Here is a 20,014-nt window from a genome sequence, read left to right on the forward strand (position 1 = left end):
CCTGATGTTTTTTCGGCATTCGGCGGTGTTTTATTCTTAGGAGGTGATCCAGCCGCAGATTCCCCTACGGCTACCTTGTTACGACTTAACCCCCCTTGCGGAATTCAGGTTTGAATACGGCACGATGTCCATACCCTCACCCATACCCCACTCGGGTGGTTTGACGGGCGGTGTGTGCAAGGAGCAGGGACGTATTCACCGCGCTATGTTGAAACGCGATTACTACGGATTCCAGCTTCACGAGGATGGGTTTCAATCCTCGATCCGAACTTCGAACGGGTTTATGAGATTAACATCCCCTTTCGGGGTAGTTACCCATTGTCCCGTCCATTGTAGCCCGCGTGTAGCCCAAGAGATTCGGGGCATACTGATCTACCGTAGCCCGCACCTTCCTCCGATTTAACACCGGCGGTCCCCACAGAGTACCCGGCCATCCGGAGATGCCGCTGGTAACTGTGGGCACGGGTCTCGCTCGTTGCCTGACTTAACAGGATGCTTCACAGTACGAACTGGCGACGACCATGCACCTCCTCTCAGCGATTCAGGTAAAGTCTTCAGCTTGACCTACATATTGCTGTCTCCCCTGGTGAGTTTTCCGGCGTTGAGTCCAATTAAACCGCAGGCTCCACCCGTTGTTGTGCTCCCCCGCCAATTCCTTTAAGTTTCAGCCTTGCGGCCGTACTTCCCAGGTGGCTCGCTTCACGGCTTCCCTTCGGCACCAGACACAGTCACGCCATGCCTGACACCTAGCGAGCATCGTTTACGGCTGGGACTACCCGGGTATCTAATCCGGTTCGTGCCCCCAGCTTTCGTCCCTCACCGTCGGACTCGTTTTGGTAAGACGCCTTCGCCACAGGTGGTCCCACAAGGATTACAAGATTTCACTCCTACCCCTGTAGTACCTCTTACCTCCCCCGATCCCAAGTTCGGCAGTATCCACTGGAAGCCCGGATGTTGAGCATCCGGATTTCCCAATGGACTGACCGAACCGGCTACGGACCCTTTAGACCCAATAAAAGCGGCTACCACTCGGGCCACCGGTATTACCGCGGCGGCTGGCACCGGTCTTGCCCGGCCCTTGCTAACACATACGATTTAGGTATGTGGACAGCCCGCATTTGATGCGAGCACTCGGTGTCTCCTTATCACAGTTTCCTGCATTGTAAAGTTTTCGCGCCTGCTGCGCCCCGTAGGGCCTGGATTCATGTCTCAGAATCCATCTCCGGGCTCTTGCTCTCACAACCCGTACCCGTTGTCGGCTAGAGGGTACATTACACCCCCTACAACCTGATAGGCCGCAGACCCATCCTTAGGCGAAATTCTTTGTCTCTTCAAGCGATTCCGGCAGAGAAGAGATATCCGGAATTATCCTCAGTTTCCCGAGGTTATGCCGGACCTAAGGGCAGGTTATCCACGTGTTACTGAGCATTACGCCATGTTCACGAAGAACATTTGACTCGCATGGCTTAGTCAAACACCGATAGCAGTAACCTCCGGCAGGATCAACCGGAATTATATTTGAATTTAACATTTAAAACGCTGTGAGCATTTTCAATGTAATCCTGTACACACTTTGATGTTGCTTTTAATAGCTGGTTTTGGAAATACTGCAAACATTGCTGAATAATCAGAATTGTCGGAAAAAACTTGTCAACCACGAATAAAGCGCTATTCACACTTAGTTCTTAGATTTTTGAGTTGCTTTCCTTTGTACACAGTTTGATATTCCTGTAAATCTCGTAACGATGATTTACAATTTGATTCAATTTGTTAAAACAAACTGAAATTTTGAAAATCACCGCCGAAGTTTACCGAAACATCAGGTCACATATCAGTCGCGGAAAAAACTCCGGACTTCATTATTAGATGAATGTAAAATTGTTCTCACAAGACGTTTCAAAGCACGTCAAACGAGAGATTCTCAGAATAGCTTTGAGATATATAAAGATTCTCGTCAAAACTTTTCATTTTGAATTTTACGCCTCAAATCTGAGCGATTTGAGAGGAATCCAAAGAGTGGTGTTAAGTATTTAAGGGTTTTGCCAGAATTTTCGTATATAAGAAATAAATTATCCAGCAATCCTATTTATTACATTCAGATTAATTCCCCCATAATCAATTTAAGTTCTGATTCCAATACAGATTTAAATTTGGGCATGCATTTAAGATGGAATTCACATGCTTCTTCGAAATGAGATTCATCTTTGAAATCCAAATCAAATTTACATAATTGAATTCCTGAAACACACGTTGTATATTCTTTTTGAGATCCAGTTGCAAGATGAGATTTAATTTGAAACTTAGGATTATAATACAAAACAGCATCGAATTCCCGTTCTAAGGAATCTAATTGGTTTTTAATAGAGATCCGTCTTTGTTCTAAATGAGTATAAATCGGGAGTTTATCATCATTTTTAGAATGGAGTGTTAATTCAACGGCTACATATGGTCCATCGGGTGACCGGTTGTCACCAATATCTCGTGCATCAAATTTGAAATTAAAAAAGATACCTTCACATTCTTTTCGAGATAAGGCCAAATAATTATCGTTGGAATACTTTTTCATATATCCACGTTTGAAATACCCATCTTCAAAAAAAGGATTTTGGAGAAGCATTCCCCAATAATTTAAACGATTTTCTTTAATTTGAGATACCACAATTTAAACCTCCAACATTCATAAATAAATTAATTGCCAAAACTTAAAAATTAGGATGTGTCATCCAAAGAATTTATAATAAATTAATAGCATGGGCCATAAAAATAAATTTTCAAATTATTCAATAATGATTCATTTTAGTAATAAATGGCCCAATCTCTAAATATTTAAATATACATAGAACCACTCGCGTACATTTTTTTAAGAGTTATATTCCGATGAGTTCCCTTTGTCATGTATTGAGAAATATACCAATATTTTGAATCATACATGTTGTTTTTGGGAACAACCATGATTGTCAAATTACATTCATCATATAAGCCCCCGTAATAAGTAGTACTATGTGGCTTAATGCTGGAATTGTAAACACGAACTTCTTCATTCAATCGCTTAAGGGTGGTTTCTGCCATTTTTTTTGCATAAAGTCCCTTTGTTGTATCCAAAACACTGATTATAACGGTTATTTCATTATTTGATTGGTTATATGAAACACTCATATCATCGAATTCATACACCCCAGACTCCCGAAATGCAGATTTAGTCGCTTGTGTAGCTTTTTTTAATTCACTTTCATTTATACCGGCCGGACCTGTACTTTTAGGAATTTGAGAAGAATTTGTAGTTGATGTGTTATTCGAGAAGTTGTTTGATGCATTGCTTGTTGTCATATTATCATTTGGCTTACTACTGTCAGTGAAATTATTCACATAAGTAGAAAGCATAAAAAATGCAAGAACTGCAAAAATTACAAGCCAAAACAATAATTTTTTCTGATTTTTATCAATTGCCATAGTAAAAACACCATGAAGAAAGAAATTTCCAATATTCTCACTATAAATTAATCAGTCTCTTCCACTTTAATCAAAACTTCATCACATTTCACAAAATATGAATATAAGAGATAAAGAATATTCAACAGACCAAACGAAATCAAAAAGAAAATAATATGCCAAAATATACTTCCAAATTTTCGGAGTTCAACTGTTGCGGTTGTATCAGATTGTGTTTTTACCGAATAACCTTGCAGGACATATTCTTCAACCCGCCTTTCCAACGCTCTTTTTGTATCTACTGTTATTATCCTCATATTAAACAAACCTCCATTTGATTTTGCTAAAAATTATTCAATGAGTTCGCGGAATCCGTTATGAAATTCGTCATGGATCTTCATTCACAATTCATCATTGATAGCCCGAAATTAGCTATGAGAAAAATAACCCGATAAACGAAACCAAACTCATTATTAAATAGCACCATACCACTACAAATATAAATAAATTATGCAAAATATAAGACACGTACACCATAAATAAGAAACATGGTGTAATTACACCGCGAATGATAATATTATTTTAAAAATATGAAGCATTCATGAAATCGACAAACCGTAGAAAAACCTCAATCTCCCTTACGGTAAGTCAACCATATCTTAACAAAATGAATCAGTTAATAAAAGCCGGCAAATTTTCATCAATATCGGATGTTGTAAACGTTGCAGTTTCCATGTATTTGGGAAAAATGGCAATATATGAAAATAATCTTAATTTTGATTTTTCAAAAAAGGTAGAATTAAAAGAAGATGACAAATCACCCAAACAAAGCATATCCGTCACATATAGCGAATTTTTAGATGAAGAACTTGAAAATTTAGTTGCCATCACCCAAAAGAACAAATCATATATTGTTCGCCTTGCGCTGAAAGATTTTTTTGAATATTATATAAATATCGAACAGCGTTTAAAACCAGATGAAGAAATGAATGTGTTTACAAAAGAAGATTTAGTAGAATTAATCAAAGAAATAATAAATGATATTGAGACAAAGAAAAAAAACTAAACTCATAAATTAAAAGTTACAACTTACAACAAAGCTGCACTTATACTTACAGTCAGTCTTTTTTCAAATTTCCCTTGCAGCTTTAATTTATGTAACAAAATCATTTATCATACATTACCAAAACCAATTGTTATTTTTATTTCAGTTGAAACTTCAACAAAAGAAGAAAAATGACACAAACTTAATAATGAATTAATGAGTTCTGAAAAACCAAATCAATCGATAAGATAATAAATAAAATCAATATTCATTTTTCATTCATAATTATTCAATTTTTAATCAATAACTCTGAAACAGGAGCATCAAGCAATGGATTATTACCTGAAATGCATCGAATGCGGCGCAGACTTTGACAAAACAGAAATCATTTACACCTGCCGAAAATGTGACGGGCTTTTGGATGTCATCTATGATTACGATGAAATCAAAAAGAACATGGACATGGAAAAATTAAAAACCGCGCCGCCGTCGGTTTGGAAGTATAAGGACTTGCTTCCGATTGCAATCGAGCCGGTCAGCATCCGAGAAGGCGGAACGCCGCTTTACAAATGCGACCGCCTCGCCAAGAAAATCGGCGTTAAGGAACTTTACGTCAAACATGAAGGCATGAATCCGACCGGGTCGTTTAAAGATCGCGGCATGACCGTCGGCGTTTCAAAAGCAATTGAGCTTGGCATGAAAACAGTTGCCTGCGCATCCACAGGAAACACGTCTGCCGCGCTTGCCATTTACGGCGCGAAAGCCGGTATTCCGTCCGTTGTTTTGCTTCCGGCCGGAAAAGTTGCGCTCGGCAAAATCGGACAGGCGCTCATGCACGGCGCCAAAGTCATCATGATTAAAGGAAACTTCGATGACGCGCTTGCGCTCGTTCGCGAACTCTGCGAGCAGGAACCGATTTACCTGCTTAATTCCGTCAACCCCTACCGTTTGGAAGGACAGAAAACCATTGCTTTTGAAATCGTTGACCAGCTCGGATTTAAAGTGCCCGACCGCGTTGTTTTGCCCGTCGGAAACGCGGGAAACATCACCGCAATCAACAAAGGTTTCAAAGAATTCGTAACGCTCGGAATCACCGACAAACGCCCGAAAATGACAGGCATTCAAACCGAAGGCGCGTGCCCGATTGTCAAAGCTTACAAAGCCGATGCCGATGACATCACACCGGAGAAGAATCCGGAAACCATCGCAACCGCCATTCGAATCGGCGACCCTGTCAACGCAAGAAAAGCACTCATCGCCATCAAAGAATCCGGCGGCATGGCCGAATCCGTCACCGACGCCGAACTCGTCCAAGCGCAAAAGGACTTGGCGCAGCTTGAAGGCATCGGCGTTGAGCCTGCCAGCGCAACATCCGTAGCCGGCCTCAAAAAGCTGGTTGACGCAGGACTCATTTCCAAAGACGAAACCGTTGTCTGTGTGACCACCGGCCACCTCCTCAAAGACCCCGAAGAAGTCATCAGCGTCTGCACCGAACCCGTGACCGTTGAAGCAAATCTGGAAGCATTGAGAAAAGCCGTTTTCGAATAAGGATTAAGATTATTGGTTCGAACAGAAAGAATAACAGGAAAACAAGTCGGAAATCCGGTGAAACAAATGCAAGAGGATTATAACATACAAGAGACCGAATCCAAGTGGCAGGAAAAATGGAGAAGCGGAAAGATCTTTGAAGCCGATCCTGTGACGGATAAAGAAAAATTCTTTATCACAATTCCGTTCCCGTACTTAAACGGAAACCTGCACGCCGGTCACACGCGCACGTTTACGATCGGAGACGTTATTGCACGCTACAAACGCATGCAGGGATACAACGTCCTCTACCCGATGAGCTTTCACGTCACAGGAACACCGATTGTCGGCCTCGCAGATTTGATTCGCGAAAAAGATCCGACAACGATGAAAGTTTACACCGAACTGCACGGCATTCCGAAAGACATTCTGCCGACATTGGACGAGCCTGAAAAAATTGTCGATTATTTCAAAGTCGAAGCCGAAAATGCAATGAACATCATCGGCTATTCCATCGACTGGCGCCGAAAATTCACAACCATGGACCCGGCTTTTCAGAAATTTATCGAATGGCAGTATGAAAATCTCTATGACAAAGGACTCATCGTCAAAGGATCCCACCCCGTGAAATGGTGTCCGCATGACAACAATCCCGTCGAAGACCACGACATTCTGCGCGGTGAAGAAGCAACGCTTGTCGAATACACGCTGATTAAATTCAGACACAAAGACACAATTTTCCCCTGCGCGACGCTGCGCCCCGAAACGGTTTACGGCGTGACCAATCTTTGGCTCAACCCCGAAGTTGAGTACGTGAAATTGAAAATGGAAAAAGACGAGCTTGAAGAATATTGGGTTGTCAGTAAAGTTGCGTACGAAAAACTGCTTTACACCGACTGGAACGTTGAATTGGTCGAAGAACTCAACGCGAACGACCTCATCGGCTTAAAACTCAAAAACCCGGCAACCGACAACATCATTCAGATTCTGCCGGCACCGTTTGTCCGCGGAAACAACGGAAGCGGCGTTGTCATGAGTGTTCCGGCGCACGCGCCTTATGATTATCTCGCGCTCAAAGACTTGGCAACTCAGGATTTGACAAACTACGGCATCACTGCCGACGATATTCAAAACATCAAACCGATTCAGGTTATTGATGTCCCCGATTACGGCGAAGCGCCGGCGGCTGAAGTTGTTGTCGAACTCGGTGTCACCGACCAAAAAGATCCGAAAGCCGAAGAAGCGACAAAAATCGTCTATCGGCGGGAATTCCACGGCGGAACGCTCAAAGAAATCACCGGCAAATACAAAGGCATGCCGGTTTCAAAAATTAAGGACCGCCTGACGCAGGATTTCATCGCGCAGGGCATCGGAAGCGTTTTCTACGAATTCAGCGAACCCGTTCAGTGCCGCTGCGGAACGATGTGCGTTGTCAACATGGTCAAAGGACAATGGTTCCTCAATTATTCCAACCCCGAATGGAAAGATAAAGTTTACAAATGCCTCGGCATGATGGAAGTCATTCCCCCCGAATTCCGCGTGGAATTTGAAAACAAAATCGACTGGCTCAAAGACAAAGCCTGCGCCCGGACAAAAGGACTCGGCACAAAACTGCCGTGCGACCCGCGCTGGCTGATTGAATCACTCGGCGATTCCACCATTTACATGTCTTATTATACCATTGCCAATTACATCAACGACGGCACGATTACGCCTGAGATGATGACACGCCCGTTCTTAGACTATCTGTTTTTGGACATCGGAACAGTCAAAGACGCGGCCGACGCAAGCAGTCTGGACGCGGCATTAATCGACAAGATGAAATCGGAATTCAACTACTGGTATCCGGTTGACATCCGCTCTTCGGGAAAAGATTTGGTTCCGAACCACCTGCTTTTCTTCCTGTTCCACCACGTCGCGCTGTTTGACGAATCCAAATGGCCGAAAGCTTTGGCTGTGAACGGTTTCGTATCACTTGAAGGACAGAAGATGAGCAAATCCAAAGGCCCGATTCTGACGTTAAAAGAAGCGGTGGACACATACGGCGCGGACGTGACGCGCATGTATATCCTCTCCGCTGCCGAGCAGGCGCAGGACGCGGACTGGCGCCGCGAAGGCATCGAGTCGGCTCGCGCGCAAATCGGCAGATTCTACAATTTTGTCCGGCAAATTATTGAAAGCGGCTGCCAAATCTCGGAAACCGCCGAGAAAACGCATATCGACCGCTGGATTGAAAGCCGTCTTCAGCAATACATCCGCGAAGTTAACACGGCGCTGGATACGATTCACACGCGGCACGCGATTCAAAACGCTTTCTTTTTGATTTACAATGATATCAAATGGTATCACAAAAGAGGCGGCGAACAGTGTTTAACCGAAGTCGTCGAAACTTGGACCAAATTGATGGCGCCGTTTACGCCGCACATTTGCGAAGAAGTTTGGGATGCGCTCGGACACACGGAATCCATCGCGTTCGCGCCGTATCCGGAAGAAGACCCGGAATTGGTTGACGAAGCGGCGGAAGTTGCCGAAAACATCATCATCAAAACACTTGAAGATGTCGAAGAAATCATTCGCGTGGCAAAGATTGAGCCGAAAAAAGTCTACCTTTACACGACGCACGAATGGCGCGTGATGATTTTAAAGAAAGCGGCGGAAATCGCGCTGGCAAATTCCGAATTTGTTCCGACGGAAAAGATTCAGGAAGAAATTTCAAAAGACAAGGAAATCGTGACAACGAGTATTGAAACGATGCGCCATTATGTCAAAGAAGATATCAAAGACAGGGCGGATGACATGCTCCAAGCCATCAAAAACCAAAGCGTTGTCGAGATGAAAGAGCTCATGCAAAAAAGCATGGAAGAGCCGATTATTCGCTCTCGCGGCAAAGACGCTCAGAAATATATCCAAAAAGTTGCCGGCGATATTCGCGGCTCATCCATTGACACCGTTTTGAGATATTTGAACGCAGATTTGGACGAGAAAGCCGTTTTGGAAGAAGCCAAACAGTTCCTTGAAAAAGAACTCGGCTGCGCGGTTGAAATCTTCAACGCGGAAGAAATTGACGCCGGAAACGCTTATGATCCGGAAAAGAAATCTAGATTCGCGGAACCGGGAAGACCGGCGATTTATATTGAGTGAAATTATTTTTGGCTTGCGCCGCCATTGTGCGCGCGAGCCGCACCCTTTTTTAAAGACAAAAAAAGACAGATCTTTTTAATTAACAAATTATTAAAAAGATTAAAACAAAAGCAATAATCAATGATAAAAATGCAATACCATACTGCAATTATATTTATTTTAATTTTGATGGCAAGTATGATTTCAGGCTGTTTGGATAATATTGATTCGACAGATGATCAAACGAATTTGAATAAAACAGAATATGAAAAAATTATTGCGACTTTTGGAATAAATCCGGACGGATCATTCAGTTCGTCAACTTGCGATATTGATAAACTTACAGCTGATGGCGCGCTTGACAAATATTTGTATAAGAATGGCGGTTTCGTTAAGGGATACGGATACAGTTTATACCCGGACAGCAGCAGCAAAAAAATTGCAGTCATTGTTTTAGTGGGAGAACAATACCGAGAAAATTTAACGGAAGAAGATTTGGCAGAGTTTAAAGAGGTCACCGGCATTTTAGAAAATTACGCGGCAGAATGGCAAAAAGGATCTTTACCGGTTGTTTTTAAAATTGAGATTATTAAAATGTACTAAAAATAATGAAAAATGATTTTTCTGAAAATCGAATCAGAAATTCAGCAAACTCGTATTCGCCGTTTTTGAAACCAAATCAGAAACATCAACTTCATCTTTTAAAAGCGCGGTCAAGAGATTGACGGCGCGCATCAGGAAATCGGGATCCAGTTTATCGGTGTGAATTTCATATGCCTGCGAATTTTTCATTTGCGGCAGTTCGTCGTAATATTTTTTGAAATCTTTGGATTTGAAAACAAGATTGGAATCGGTATTGGAATCCGTTTGCGCGCTGAAATATTTTGAAAGCTGAACGGAATCAATGCCGGCCGCGTTTAATTCGGATTCAAAGCACGGGCGGTCAAAAAGAGTCATGAAAATATAAACGGCGGTTTCAATTTTGATAACAGAAGACATTGTTTTAGAAAGCTTCTCGCCGACCAAACCGTAAATGTCCGCGGCGTTTGCATCGACGTTCGCATTTGTTTTTGACTTTGAAAAGCCGTTCGCGTTTTTATCGTCCGCTTTCAGCGTGTAAATTTTAGACGGCGACAAATCAAATTCGTTTAAGCAATCCATATCTTTGAGCGCGCGAAGGTAACCGGTTACGATAAGGCGATGCTCGTTGAAATCGCGCGCTTTCAGCTCGCGTGTGATTCCGCTGATTGAAAGCTGGCGGCCGTCTTTTAATAAATCGTAAATTTCAACTGATAAATCCGAATGTTCCTGCATAAATACACCAAAATCAATGACAACGGTACGGCAAAAGCAAATTAACATGATTGACAGTGAACTAAACTTGATTTCAACCGTTCCGAATTTCGAGGACGAATTACGAAATCAGAGTTTGCTCAATAAAAAATGCACAATTTGTCTTGATTAAATTGCGTATTTCTGATAAGTTTAAAATACTTTGCACACCTATTGAGAACCTGTCTTTTTTAAATCACATGATTTAATGAACAAACACAATAGATGAATATAACTTTTACCATGTTCGGATACAAACCCCTTGTTTATGATTCAGAGAAAAACAAACAAGAAAGGATTGGCCGGCATAATTAAAAACGAAACAAAAACAATATTTGCTGCAAGGCAAAATTTGAGGCTTTGAAATGGGAGAAAGAGAAAGAACGCGAATTATTAACGATCCTTCATACCTGGTTCCTCTTTTGAGAACTTTTGGTTCGAGGACGCACAAAAAAGTCTTCGATTTACTTTTATCAAATTGGATGACACAGGAAGAACTGGATGAAGAGATTGAAGCCGAATCGTTGAGCAGTTTGATCAACCTTAAAAAAGCGGGCCTTTTGGAAAGCAAATGGCGTGTTCCCGAACCCGGAAAATCTCCGGTCAAGGAATATCATACTTCTTATTCCAATGTTCAGGTGAATTTCCAAAGCTCGTTTGAAGATTTAAGCGACATTATCATGCTGGCTTTCAAGCCGTATGAAGAAGTGAAAGACACAATCGAAAGTCTTGAAAGAATGGTTGCCGAGGGAAACAATTCCATGAGCAAGCTCACGCGTGAGCTGAACATGAATGCCAGCCACATCTGCGCCATCGCGCGCCGTTCCGACAGACTTTCCGTCATGGGACAGCGTCTTAAATTAGCTGAAAAAGATGAGGAGATATAACCTTGAATGCAAAAATCCTTCAAAGCAAAAGTGAGATGACCAAATTCCAAGTATTGACGGAAATTGCGGCGCACCAGCCGAATGTCCGCCAAAAGGAAATCGCAGTCAAAATCGGAATTACACCTCAGGCCGTTTCCGAATACATTAAGGAATTGACGGCGGAAGGATTGATTCATTCGGATGGGCGTGTCCGCTACAAGATTACCAAGGACGGTGTCGAGTGGGTTTTGGATAACGCGTCGGAATTAAAGCGTTATTCTCAGCTGGTCATGGAAGACATCATCAGTCATGTTTCGACATGGACGGCCATTTGCGATGAAGCGATTCAAAAGGAAGATAAGGTTTATATCGAAATGCGCAAGGGATTATTGTACGCGAACCGCAGCAAAGATACCGGCATTTACGGAACCGCAATCATGAGCGGCGAGAAGGGTTTTGATATTGGTGTAACCGATTTGAAAGGTTACATGCATGTCGACACCGAATCCATTACAATTTGCAAGATTCCGAGAATTAAACGCGGCGGATCGTCTTTTACGAATTTGGAACGCCTTAGACCAATTGTTGAATCCAAGCCTTACATCGGCGCGGTCGGAACGGAAGCTTTGATGGCGCTGAAAAGAATCGGCATCACGCCCGACGTTATGTTCGGCGCGCCCGAATCTGTCATTCAGGCGGCTTATCACGGATTAGCATCCGTCATCGTCATCGTCGAAGATGAAGTTTCTTATTTGATGGCGCGCCTTGAAAACGAAAGCATTCCGTATGAGATTATGGATTTAAGCAAAACCGGAAAAATTTAATTTTTCCTTTTTTGATTTTTCCATTTCGATTCATTTTTTTATCGATTCATTTTTTTATTTCTGTTTTTCATTTTTAATTCTGTTTTTATTTTTTGAGTTCTGTATTTTTTTAGTTTTTTCATAAATTGAAACATCGTTTTTCATAATTTTAAAAACCCGAACCCCGCCTTTTCCAAAAAATAAAAAGAAGAAAGGGGTTCGTTTTTCTTAATTTTAAAGAAAACGATGTTTCGGTTTGTAAATAATAATAGAAAACCAAAATAACCGCCTCCAATCCGAGTTTTGTGAGCGAAGCGAGCAAAATGAGGATTGGAGATTCGCCCCAAGAATTTCATAAAAACAAAAAACCGTTTTTAGAGATATTGTTATGTTTCAGCTTCTGTTTCTACTTCTGTGTGGATTACAGCTTGCAATGCGGAGTGTGTTGCTGCGTGCATCTTCTCTTTCTTATCACATCCGCTCGCTGCGCGAGCGTGGCACAGATTACCTTTCCGATTCCGTTTGGTACTGTTTACCTTCAGGTTTCCGTTTTGCCGCCTCTGCTGCCGCCGCCGCGCGCGCGAACCGCTCCGATTTTAAAAAGCGAACAAAAAGCCAACGCGGATTTTAAAAAACGAATAAAAACCAACAAAAATTTTAAAAAACGAACAAAAAACCAACACGAATTTTAACAAACAAATAAAACCCTGACTCGGATTTTTCGATAAGATATATAATCCTTCAACGCACTTTTTTCTTTAAGAATAAAAACAGGTGGATTTCATGAATATTTTAATTCTTTCCGATACGCATCTTCCGGAATTCAGCGCCGAAAATAAAAACAATCCCGAGATGAATGATTTTCCGTTTTTTCCGGAAACGCTGCGGCAAAAAATCCGCGAAGCGGATTTGATTGTTCATGCCGGCGATTTTGAATCAGACAATGCGTACCTGCTTTTTAAAAATACGGGAAAGTTGAAAGCGGTTTTCGGGAATTGCGATACGGAAAATATTCGAAAAGAACTGCCGGAGAAATTGATTTTTGAAGAATGCGGCATCAAATTCGGCGTCGTTCACGAAGCCGGCCTTTCTTTAAACGATAACACCGCGCGCTGGTATATTTTAAAAGAAATGGGCGCGGATGTTTTGATTTACGGCCATATTCACACGCCGTCCGTTGACGAATATGACGGAAAGTTTTTGATTTGCCCGGGATCGCCGACAAAAGCCCGAATGTCCGAGCCGGCGGTTGTTGAAATGACAATTGATGAAAACGAAAAGAAGATTACGGAAATTCAAATCATTCCGGTTGCGCCTGCTTCCTGCGGTTACTTAAAATTCCAAGAGGAATTGGTCAAGAATCAGGAAAAGAAGAAATAAAAACACGAACGGAAAACAAAATGACGGAAACGAAACAAATGTCGGAAAAAAATCAAGAACAAGACGGCGCAGTCATCATCTTCTCAGGCGGACAGGACAGCACGACCTGTTTGTTTTGGGCGGAAAAGATTTACGGAAAAAAAAACATCATTCCGGTTTCGTTTTTTTACGGCCAGAAACACGAAAAGGAATTGGAAGCGGCCGAGAAAATCGCAAGAGAAAACGGATTTTCCCATACGAATTTGTCGCTGGATTTTCTAAAATCAATTTCGGCGTGCGCGCTGACGGAAGATGAAATTGAAATTGACAAGGAAATTCCGGAAGGAGAGGACTATCCGAATACGTTTGTTCCCGGAAGAAATTTATTTTTCTTATCAATTGCCGGCGTTATCGCCCGAAACAACGGATTTCACAATGTCGTGACCGGCGTTTCCGAATCCGATTTCAGCGGTTATCCCGACTGCCGCGAAGAATTCATCAGATCCGCCGAAAAAACAATTTCGCTTGCGATGGATTATGAAATTAAAATTCATACGCCGCTGATGAATAAAACAAAGGCGGAAACCTGGAAAATGGCGGAAGACCTCGGCATTTTTGATTTGATTGAAAAAGAAACGGTGACCTGCTACAACGGCATTGTCGGAAGAGGCTGCGGCGAATGTCCTGCCTGCGGATTGCGGCAAAAGGGGCTTGAAGAATATCAGCGCGGAAAATATTAAGATTTGAATTTCGAAACGAATCGGAATTAAAAATTGAAAACGGTCGTCATAAAATGGATTTTGATGAAAAAATAATTGCCGCGCCCGAAACATCGGGCGAACACATTCGGGATGCCGACACATTTGTCACGCTCGGCGGCGCTGAGAGCGGATACCAGCTGGTAACGGCTGTCAGCGAGCAAGCGACAACAGCCGCCGGCCGAGCAGAATCAAAATCATTTGACGAATATTTGGTCGGACCGGAGCTGGACCGGCTCGGAAAAACCGCGCCGTTCGGATTGGTTGTCAGAATTCAAATTAAAGACGAGATTGAAAAGAAGATTTCCGCCGACGCTTCGATTACGGCTGAAGATTTGGAAGCCGTTGTCGAAAAGAAACTCGGCGACATTTTAAATTTGATTTCGGGTGTTTCTCATGAGCATACGCGCGACCAGATTGAGATAAAAATCAGCATTGACGCCGTGAAAAACGGAATAACATTTGAAAAAATCGAAGTGTTTGTCGAGGAGGAAATATTAAAGGAATTTCCGTTTGTCGACGCGGTTTTCGTTCGCATTTACACGGATTTGGAATCGGTGAAAGCAGGCCTTGAAATCGCGCGAGAAATTTACAAACGGCGGGACGAGCGGTCGCTGGCACTTCACGATGAGGATGTCGGGAAATTTTACGGCTGCAAAATTTGTCAAATCAGCAGTCCGGCGCATGTTTGCGTGATTACACCGGATCGGCCGTCGGTTTGCGGAACGATTCACTGGTTTGAAGCGGGGGCATCGACATTGGCAAACCCCGACGGCCCGATTTTCGAGATTGAAAAGGGCGAGCTGATTGATGAAGCCGGCGGCGAATATTCCGGCGTCAACGACGCCGTTTTTTCGGAAAGCGGCGGTGAGACGGAAAAAGTCCGGCTTTATTCATTGATTGAGAATCCGCATACGACCGGCTCTTCGTTTGACATTATCGCGTTTTACATCCCGGAACTTTCCGGCATCGGTTTAATTGACCGCGACACAAAAACGCCGAGCGTGAATTGTTTAACGTTTGAAGAAATGATGATTTTTACGGGATACGGTCAGCAAATTTCCGGATTTTCGGGCGTCGGCGAAATGTATTTGCTGTCGGACAAATTTATGCAAATGGAAGGCAGCTTTGAAAATGTCGTTTGGATGTCGGAATCGCTTAAAAATAAATTGATTCAAAAAATCAAATCATCGGATTCAAAAAGATTTGAAAAACGACTCGGCCGACTTTTGGAAATTCCGACGGAAAAGGATGCCGCGAATTTGGACGCGCTTTTGAAATATCGGGCGGAGCACAAGAATTAACGAAACCGTATGAAAAATTAAATAAGCGTAAAAAACATTGGTGAACCGATTATGACGCGCAAAATGAAATATTCCGATTTGGAAAAAATGTTTCTGCTTCTCAAAACCGAAGGCAAGGCAGGCGAGCTGCAGCTTTCGGATTTATCCGGTGCGAAAAGCGATGAAAAAGAACTTCTCGCGCGCATTTCTCAAATTACGGCGCTTTTCGGCTGCGAAACGGACAGCGAGCTCGAAACGCTGCTGAGCCGCGCGTACCCGATCTCGGACACGCTTACCGCCGCCAAATTCAATGTCTCAGGATTTAATCAATTCAAACAACCGATTCAGGAAGTCGTTCTCGGTGCCGGCAAAAGCGAAGGCGGCAGCCGAAAGAAAACGCTCACTCTCGGCGGTGAGAAAACGATGCCTTACTTTTTTGACGCGGCAATGCCCAACATCAACCGCGTAACGATGGACGTTTTTGACATGCCGGTCGGCCTTGCGAAATCCGTTCGCTCCAATTACGAAGACGTTTTAGACGACCCGGCCGCGTGGGCGAAAAAAGCGGTGAACGAATTCGGCGCGGACATGATTACGATTCATTTGGTGTCAACCGATCCCGCCATTAAAGACACGTCGGCAAAAGACGCGGCGAAAACGGTTGAAGAAATATTGCAAGCCGTTGATGTCCCAATCGTCATCGGCGGCAGCGGCAATCCGCAAAAAGATCCGGAAGTCTTGGAAAAAGCCGCGGAGGCGGCGGAAGGCGAGCGCGCGCTCATCGCATCCGCGAACCTGAATATGGATTACAAACGCATCGGAGACGCGGCAAAAAAGCACGGACATGTCGTTTTGTCCTGGACGCAAATGGACATCAACGCGCAAAAAGAACTCAACCGCAAACTGTTTCGCCAATGCGGCATCGCGCCTGACGGCCTGATCATGGATCCGACGACGGCTGCGCTCGGCTACGGTTTGGATTACGCGTACTCCAACATGGAACGCATTCGAATGGCGGGACTTTCGGGCGATTCCGAGCTGGCTTATCCGCTCTCGTCCGGCACGACCAATGCCTGGGGCGCGCGCGAAGCGTGGATGATCGCATCGCCGCAGGGACAGGATTCCGACTGGGGTGACCGCGAATATCGCGGCCCGATTTGGGAAATTATAACGGGAATGACGCTTTCGCTTGCCGGAAATGATCTTTTCATGATGATGCACCCGAAAGCCGTTCAATTTTTGAAGGAATTTACGGGCATTTTAGGAAACTCGGCAAATATTGAAAACGCCGAAATCAATGACGATTGGCTGACGGAGGTTTATTGAATGGCAAAACAAGTCAGTCCGCTTGACATTTATCCGCTTCTGCCGGACAACTGCGAATCGCTTTTCGGAACGTCAAAGATGGCGGTTGCAACGCAGCTTGCCGGAAAGAAATTAAAAGTGAAAGACGTTCGGGAAATTTACGAAACCCTGCCGCCGGAATTTATCGAAAAATACGAAAAACTCGCCGATTTGTTAAGTCCGACGATTCGGGAAATTGAAATCGGCGCGGGGGACAAAAAAGTTACAATCGGCGGCGATGACGTGATGTTCCGCCATACGCTTTCGTTTTATAACAAACCGCCGGTTGCCGTCGATGTTTGGGACACGATGATTGACGCGGAATTGTTTGAAAGAATCGAAAAGATCCAAAATTTCAAGAAATTCTATGTCGGCGACTTTTTGTATTTGGATATGATTGCGATTCGTTCGACATCGGGCAGTCCCGAAACATTCGGAAAAATCGTTGAAAAGATTATAAAACATTCGGATTTGCCGTTGATTTTGTGTACGAAAAATCCGGAAATTATGCGCGCCGGACTCATCGCGGCGGACGACAAAAATCCGCTGATGTATGCCTGCGATTTAAAAAACCGCAAGGAAATGACACGGCTCGCGCTTGAATTTGATGCGCCTGTTGTGATTTCTGCCGGCGGAAATTTGGACGATTTAAAATCGCTTTCGGCAACGCTTCGCGCCGACGGCGTTTCAAAAATCGTGATTGATCCGGGAACCGCGTCTTACGGCCCGGAATTTAAAAAGACGTTTCAGAATTTCATCAAACTTCGAAAAGCGGGTCTTGACGGCGACAAAGATTTAGCGTACCCGTTGATTGCGCTGCCGATTGCCGCAAGAAAAAGCGCAGCGCTTCCGAAAGTCGGCGAAACTTTGCCGCCCGAAATTGTCGCAGATTATCATGAAACGATTGCGGCATCAGCGCTGACAGTTCGATATGCGGACATTATGATTATTCACGGCTTGGAAGGTCATGAGCTGCTTCCGATTGTTCATGTCACCGACATGATTTACACCGACCCGCGAACACCGTCGTCGGTTGAGCCGAAACTCTATGAGATCGGAAATCCCGATTCAACGTCGCCGGTTTTGTTTACGACGAATTTCGCGCTGACCTACTACACGGTGGAAAGCGATTTGGAATCGGCCGGCTTTAACGGTTACGTTTTGGCGGTCAACACGGGCGGACTCGGCGTGGAAGCGGCGGTTGCCGGCGGACAGCTGACGGCAGACGTTGTGAAGAAGGATTTTGAAGAGGCGCAATTCAACTTTGAGGAGCAGACGGCGCATCAAACGCTGGTGCTGCCGGGCTTGGCCGCGCGCCTGCAAAGCGATATTGAAAAATCAATGAACGTGGCGGCGCTTGTCGGCCCGATGGATTCGGGAAGGCTTGCGAAATGGCTGGAAGAAAATTGGCCGCCGAAAAAGGAATAAAAACGAATGGAATGAAAGAAATGACTCAAAAAAGTAACCAACCTGAAACAAAGACGGCGTCTGCCGCGGCGATGATTGTTTGTCCCGAATGCGGCAAGGAGACGGACAAAACCGTTAAAAACGTTTGTCCCGATTGTTTCGGAAAAAGATTGAACTTATTTGACTTGCCGGAAGTGCTTCACGCGCGCATTTGCCAGCGCTGCGGCGCTCACTATTACAAAAGCAAATGGGAAGACATGGGAACGCCCGAAGAAGTCGCGATGCTGACGGCAGAAAGCCACCTTGCAATTCCGGACGGCATTGAAAACATAACGGTCGGCATGCATCCGTACGCGCGCTCCCCTTACATTTTTGACGTTTTGGTCGATGTGGAAGGCGAAGTGGACGGCGTTAAATATTACAAAGATGCCAAAACAGAAGTTCGAATCAAAAGAGAAGCGTGCGAAATGTGCAGCCGCCGCGCCGGCGGATATTTTGAAGGGATCATTCAAATTCGCGCGAACAATCGGATACCGACGAAAGAAGAAGTGACGGAATGCTTAAAGCTGGTTGAAGAGTCGATGACGGCGCAGCTGAAAAAGGGCGATAAACTCGCGTTTGTCACGGATACGATGACGTTTAAAGACGGCGCCGACGTTTACATTGGATCTTCCAAAGCCGGAAAACACGTCTGCAAACACATTATTGAAGTGATGGGCGGAACGGTCGCAGAATCTTACACGCTTGCCGGCATGAAGGACGGCAAAGACATTTATCGAACGACTTTCGCGATGAAACTGCCCGAATTTAAGAAAGGCGATGTCGTTTATTTCGAAGACAAAGTGATTGAAATCAAAAATTGCGGCAAACGCGTGACCGGCATTAATTTGATGAATTCGTCCAACTTTTTCATCGACGGTGAACACTTCAAAGGCGCGAAACTTCTTGGAAACACGGCTGACGCAAAGGAAACCGTTTTGGTTTCCGTTGAAGAGCACGGCATTCAGATTCTGGATCCGGAAACGTTTGAAACGGTGACGATTCAAAAGCCGATGAGTTTTAACGCGCTTCCCGGAAGCGAAATTAAAGTTTTTAAGACGGAATACGGAATTTTCGCGCTTTGAGGCGGTGGCTCGCGCGTGAATGGCAACGTTTTTCAAAAAGGAATGAAAATCCGATTCGGATTTTTCAATATTTTTTCGTTTATGATCTTCCTTTTTGCCATGCCAAAAAGAGAGAATAAATAAAGAATACTGCTATGAATATGAGTTCTGCCGATTCATTTTGCCAAATATTGAGATAATGCGCGAAATTGATAAGATACGACAGAATGACAAAAAGAATGCCGATGAAATTGTAAACGGGCAAATGATCCGATTCGGGAATCTTTTTAGAAGAGACCAGCGACACAAAAAGAAGCAGAGGCGGCGCACTTACACAGAATAAAGAAAATGTTGAAAACTCCGTAAAACTGCAATAAAAAACGCCGAATAATGCTAAAACGAGACAAAAGATGAAGATTTGGTTTTCTTTTTTCATTGGAATCAATTCGATTAAGTGAATAAAAAATTTGCGAATGATTTTACAAGTTGAATAAAGTATTTAAAATTCATTTCCATAAGGTTAAAGCAAAGATATAAAAGCTAAAACAGCACAAATTACCAAAATTATTTCATTTTTATTTCATGAGATACGATTTTAAAAAAACGAACGCGGAAAATAGTCCGCATTTATAAATCAG

Annotated in this window: 17 protein-coding genes and 1 rRNA gene; 13 read left to right on the forward strand and 5 right to left on the reverse strand. The window is 43.7% G+C overall.

Annotation, left to right across the window (positions count from 1 at the left end):
• Positions 1 to 38 precede the first annotated feature (38 nt).
• From MmiEs2_RS04185 to MmiEs2_RS08370, 4 genes are all read right to left on the reverse strand, one after another.
• Positions 39 to 1,513 (reverse strand): 16S ribosomal RNA (locus MmiEs2_RS04185).
• 582 nt (positions 1,514 to 2,095) lie between these two features.
• The gene (locus MmiEs2_RS04190; RefSeq protein WP_316560166.1) at positions 2,096 to 2,659 is read right to left on the reverse strand and encodes a hypothetical protein; all 564 of its coding nucleotides are present in this window, start codon (positions 2,657 to 2,659) and stop codon (positions 2,096 to 2,098) included.
• Positions 2,660 to 2,826: 167 nt separating this feature from the next.
• Positions 2,827 to 3,450 carry a hypothetical protein gene (locus MmiEs2_RS04195; RefSeq protein ID WP_316560167.1) on the reverse strand — a complete coding sequence of 208 codons (624 nt, stop codon included), beginning with the start codon at positions 3,448 to 3,450 and terminating at the stop codon, positions 2,827 to 2,829.
• Between the two features lie 47 nt (positions 3,451 to 3,497).
• Entirely contained in the window at positions 3,498 to 3,746 is a 249-nt protein-coding gene (locus MmiEs2_RS08370; RefSeq protein ID WP_478219581.1) for a DUF8108 domain-containing protein, read from the reverse strand.
• A gap of 284 nt (positions 3,747 to 4,030) precedes the next feature.
• On the opposite strand from MmiEs2_RS08370, the gene MmiEs2_RS04200 reads away from it, so the two are divergent.
• From MmiEs2_RS04200 to MmiEs2_RS04215, 4 genes are all read left to right on the forward strand, one after another.
• Positions 4,031 to 4,495 (forward strand): ribbon-helix-helix domain-containing protein, encoded by a 465-nt coding sequence (locus MmiEs2_RS04200; protein ID WP_316560168.1) that lies wholly within the window; start codon positions 4,031 to 4,033, stop codon positions 4,493 to 4,495.
• 309 nt (positions 4,496 to 4,804) lie between these two features.
• Complete coding sequence (gene thrC, locus MmiEs2_RS04205) at positions 4,805 to 6,022, forward strand: threonine synthase (RefSeq protein WP_316560169.1); 1,218 nt, start codon at positions 4,805 to 4,807, stop codon at positions 6,020 to 6,022.
• Positions 6,023 to 6,088: 66 nt separating this feature from the next.
• The gene (gene leuS / locus MmiEs2_RS04210; protein ID WP_316560170.1) at positions 6,089 to 9,142 is read left to right on the forward strand and encodes a leucine--tRNA ligase; all 3,054 of its coding nucleotides are present in this window, start codon (positions 6,089 to 6,091) and stop codon (positions 9,140 to 9,142) included.
• Between the two features lie 120 nt (positions 9,143 to 9,262).
• Positions 9,263 to 9,724 (forward strand): hypothetical protein, encoded by a 462-nt coding sequence (locus tag MmiEs2_RS04215; protein WP_316560171.1) that lies wholly within the window; start codon positions 9,263 to 9,265, stop codon positions 9,722 to 9,724.
• 33 nt (positions 9,725 to 9,757) lie between these two features.
• Here MmiEs2_RS04215 and MmiEs2_RS04220 read toward each other — a convergent pair whose 3' ends face one another.
• Positions 9,758 to 10,435: a hypothetical protein gene (locus MmiEs2_RS04220; RefSeq protein ID WP_316560172.1), complete on the reverse strand. Its 678-nt coding sequence runs from the start codon at positions 10,433 to 10,435 to the stop codon at positions 9,758 to 9,760.
• Between the two features lie 383 nt (positions 10,436 to 10,818).
• Between MmiEs2_RS04220 and MmiEs2_RS04225 the strand changes: the two genes are divergently transcribed.
• The 9 genes from MmiEs2_RS04225 to MmiEs2_RS04265 all read left to right on the forward strand — a co-directional run bounded on the left by MmiEs2_RS04225 (position 10,819) and on the right by MmiEs2_RS04265 (position 19,397).
• Positions 10,819 to 11,340: an ArsR family transcriptional regulator gene (locus MmiEs2_RS04225; RefSeq protein ID WP_316560173.1), complete on the forward strand. Its 522-nt coding sequence runs from the start codon at positions 10,819 to 10,821 to the stop codon at positions 11,338 to 11,340.
• A gap of 35 nt (positions 11,341 to 11,375) precedes the next feature.
• Positions 11,376 to 12,143 carry a DUF7839 domain-containing protein gene (locus MmiEs2_RS04230; RefSeq protein ID WP_420891240.1) on the forward strand — a complete coding sequence of 256 codons (768 nt, stop codon included), beginning with the start codon at positions 11,376 to 11,378 and terminating at the stop codon, positions 12,141 to 12,143.
• 424 nt (positions 12,144 to 12,567) lie between these two features.
• The gene (locus MmiEs2_RS04235) at positions 12,568 to 12,753 is read left to right on the forward strand and encodes a hypothetical protein (protein ID WP_316560175.1); all 186 of its coding nucleotides are present in this window, start codon (positions 12,568 to 12,570) and stop codon (positions 12,751 to 12,753) included.
• Between the two features lie 152 nt (positions 12,754 to 12,905).
• On the forward strand, positions 12,906 to 13,502 hold the full coding sequence (locus tag MmiEs2_RS04240) for a metallophosphoesterase (RefSeq protein ID WP_316560176.1): 597 nt from the start codon (positions 12,906 to 12,908) through the stop codon (positions 13,500 to 13,502).
• Positions 13,503 to 13,522: 20 nt separating this feature from the next.
• On the forward strand, positions 13,523 to 14,221 hold the full coding sequence (gene queC / locus MmiEs2_RS04245; RefSeq protein WP_316560177.1) for a 7-cyano-7-deazaguanine synthase QueC: 699 nt from the start codon (positions 13,523 to 13,525) through the stop codon (positions 14,219 to 14,221).
• 53 nt (positions 14,222 to 14,274) lie between these two features.
• Positions 14,275 to 15,543, forward strand: coding sequence for a hypothetical protein (locus tag MmiEs2_RS04250; protein WP_316560178.1), 1,269 nt, complete (start codon positions 14,275 to 14,277; stop codon positions 15,541 to 15,543).
• Positions 15,544 to 15,594: 51 nt separating this feature from the next.
• The gene (gene cdhD, locus MmiEs2_RS04255) at positions 15,595 to 16,848 is read left to right on the forward strand and encodes a CO dehydrogenase/acetyl-CoA synthase subunit delta (protein WP_316560179.1); all 1,254 of its coding nucleotides are present in this window, start codon (positions 15,595 to 15,597) and stop codon (positions 16,846 to 16,848) included.
• Positions 16,849 to 18,294: an acetyl-CoA decarbonylase/synthase complex subunit gamma gene (acsC, locus tag MmiEs2_RS04260; protein ID WP_316560180.1), complete on the forward strand. Its 1,446-nt coding sequence runs from the start codon at positions 16,849 to 16,851 to the stop codon at positions 18,292 to 18,294.
• Positions 18,258 to 19,397: a 60S ribosomal export protein NMD3 gene (locus tag MmiEs2_RS04265; RefSeq protein ID WP_316560181.1), complete on the forward strand. Its 1,140-nt coding sequence runs from the start codon at positions 18,258 to 18,260 to the stop codon at positions 19,395 to 19,397. Before acsC ends, MmiEs2_RS04265 begins: the two co-directional genes overlap by 37 nt.
• The last annotated feature ends 617 nt before the right edge of the window (positions 19,398 to 20,014 follow it).

It is taken from the genome of Methanimicrococcus stummii, from assembly GCF_032594435.1.
Lineage (GTDB): Archaea > Halobacteriota > Methanosarcinia > Methanosarcinales > Methanosarcinaceae > Methanimicrococcus > Methanimicrococcus stummii.

Excerpts from the sequence above, each read along its gene's own strand:
- MmiEs2_RS04195 (WP_316560167.1), bottom strand. The coding sequence starts at position 3,450 with ATGGCAATTGATAAAAATCAGAAAAAATTATTGTTTTGGCTTGTAATT.
- MmiEs2_RS08370 (WP_478219581.1), bottom strand. The coding sequence starts at position 3,746 with ATGAGGATAATAACAGTAGATACAAAAAGAGCGTTGGAAAGGCGGGTT.
- MmiEs2_RS04200 (WP_316560168.1), top strand. The coding sequence starts at position 4,031 with ATGAAATCGACAAACCGTAGAAAAACCTCAATCTCCCTTACGGTAAGT.
- thrC (WP_316560169.1), top strand. The coding sequence starts at position 4,805 with ATGGATTATTACCTGAAATGCATCGAATGCGGCGCAGACTTTGACAAA.
- leuS (WP_316560170.1), top strand. The coding sequence starts at position 6,089 with ATGCAAGAGGATTATAACATACAAGAGACCGAATCCAAGTGGCAGGAA.
- MmiEs2_RS04215 (WP_316560171.1), top strand. The coding sequence starts at position 9,263 with ATGATAAAAATGCAATACCATACTGCAATTATATTTATTTTAATTTTG.
- MmiEs2_RS04220 (WP_316560172.1), bottom strand. The coding sequence starts at position 10,435 with ATGCAGGAACATTCGGATTTATCAGTTGAAATTTACGATTTATTAAAA.
- MmiEs2_RS04225 (WP_316560173.1), top strand. The coding sequence starts at position 10,819 with ATGGGAGAAAGAGAAAGAACGCGAATTATTAACGATCCTTCATACCTG.
- MmiEs2_RS04230 (WP_420891240.1), top strand. The coding sequence starts at position 11,376 with ATGACCAAATTCCAAGTATTGACGGAAATTGCGGCGCACCAGCCGAAT.
- MmiEs2_RS04240 (WP_316560176.1), top strand. The coding sequence starts at position 12,906 with ATGAATATTTTAATTCTTTCCGATACGCATCTTCCGGAATTCAGCGCC.
- queC (WP_316560177.1), top strand. The coding sequence starts at position 13,523 with ATGACGGAAACGAAACAAATGTCGGAAAAAAATCAAGAACAAGACGGC.
- MmiEs2_RS04250 (WP_316560178.1), top strand. The coding sequence starts at position 14,275 with ATGGATTTTGATGAAAAAATAATTGCCGCGCCCGAAACATCGGGCGAA.
- cdhD (WP_316560179.1), top strand. The coding sequence starts at position 15,595 with ATGACGCGCAAAATGAAATATTCCGATTTGGAAAAAATGTTTCTGCTT.
- acsC (WP_316560180.1), top strand. The coding sequence starts at position 16,849 with ATGGCAAAACAAGTCAGTCCGCTTGACATTTATCCGCTTCTGCCGGAC.
- MmiEs2_RS04265 (WP_316560181.1), top strand. The coding sequence starts at position 18,258 with ATGGCTGGAAGAAAATTGGCCGCCGAAAAAGGAATAAAAACGAATGGA.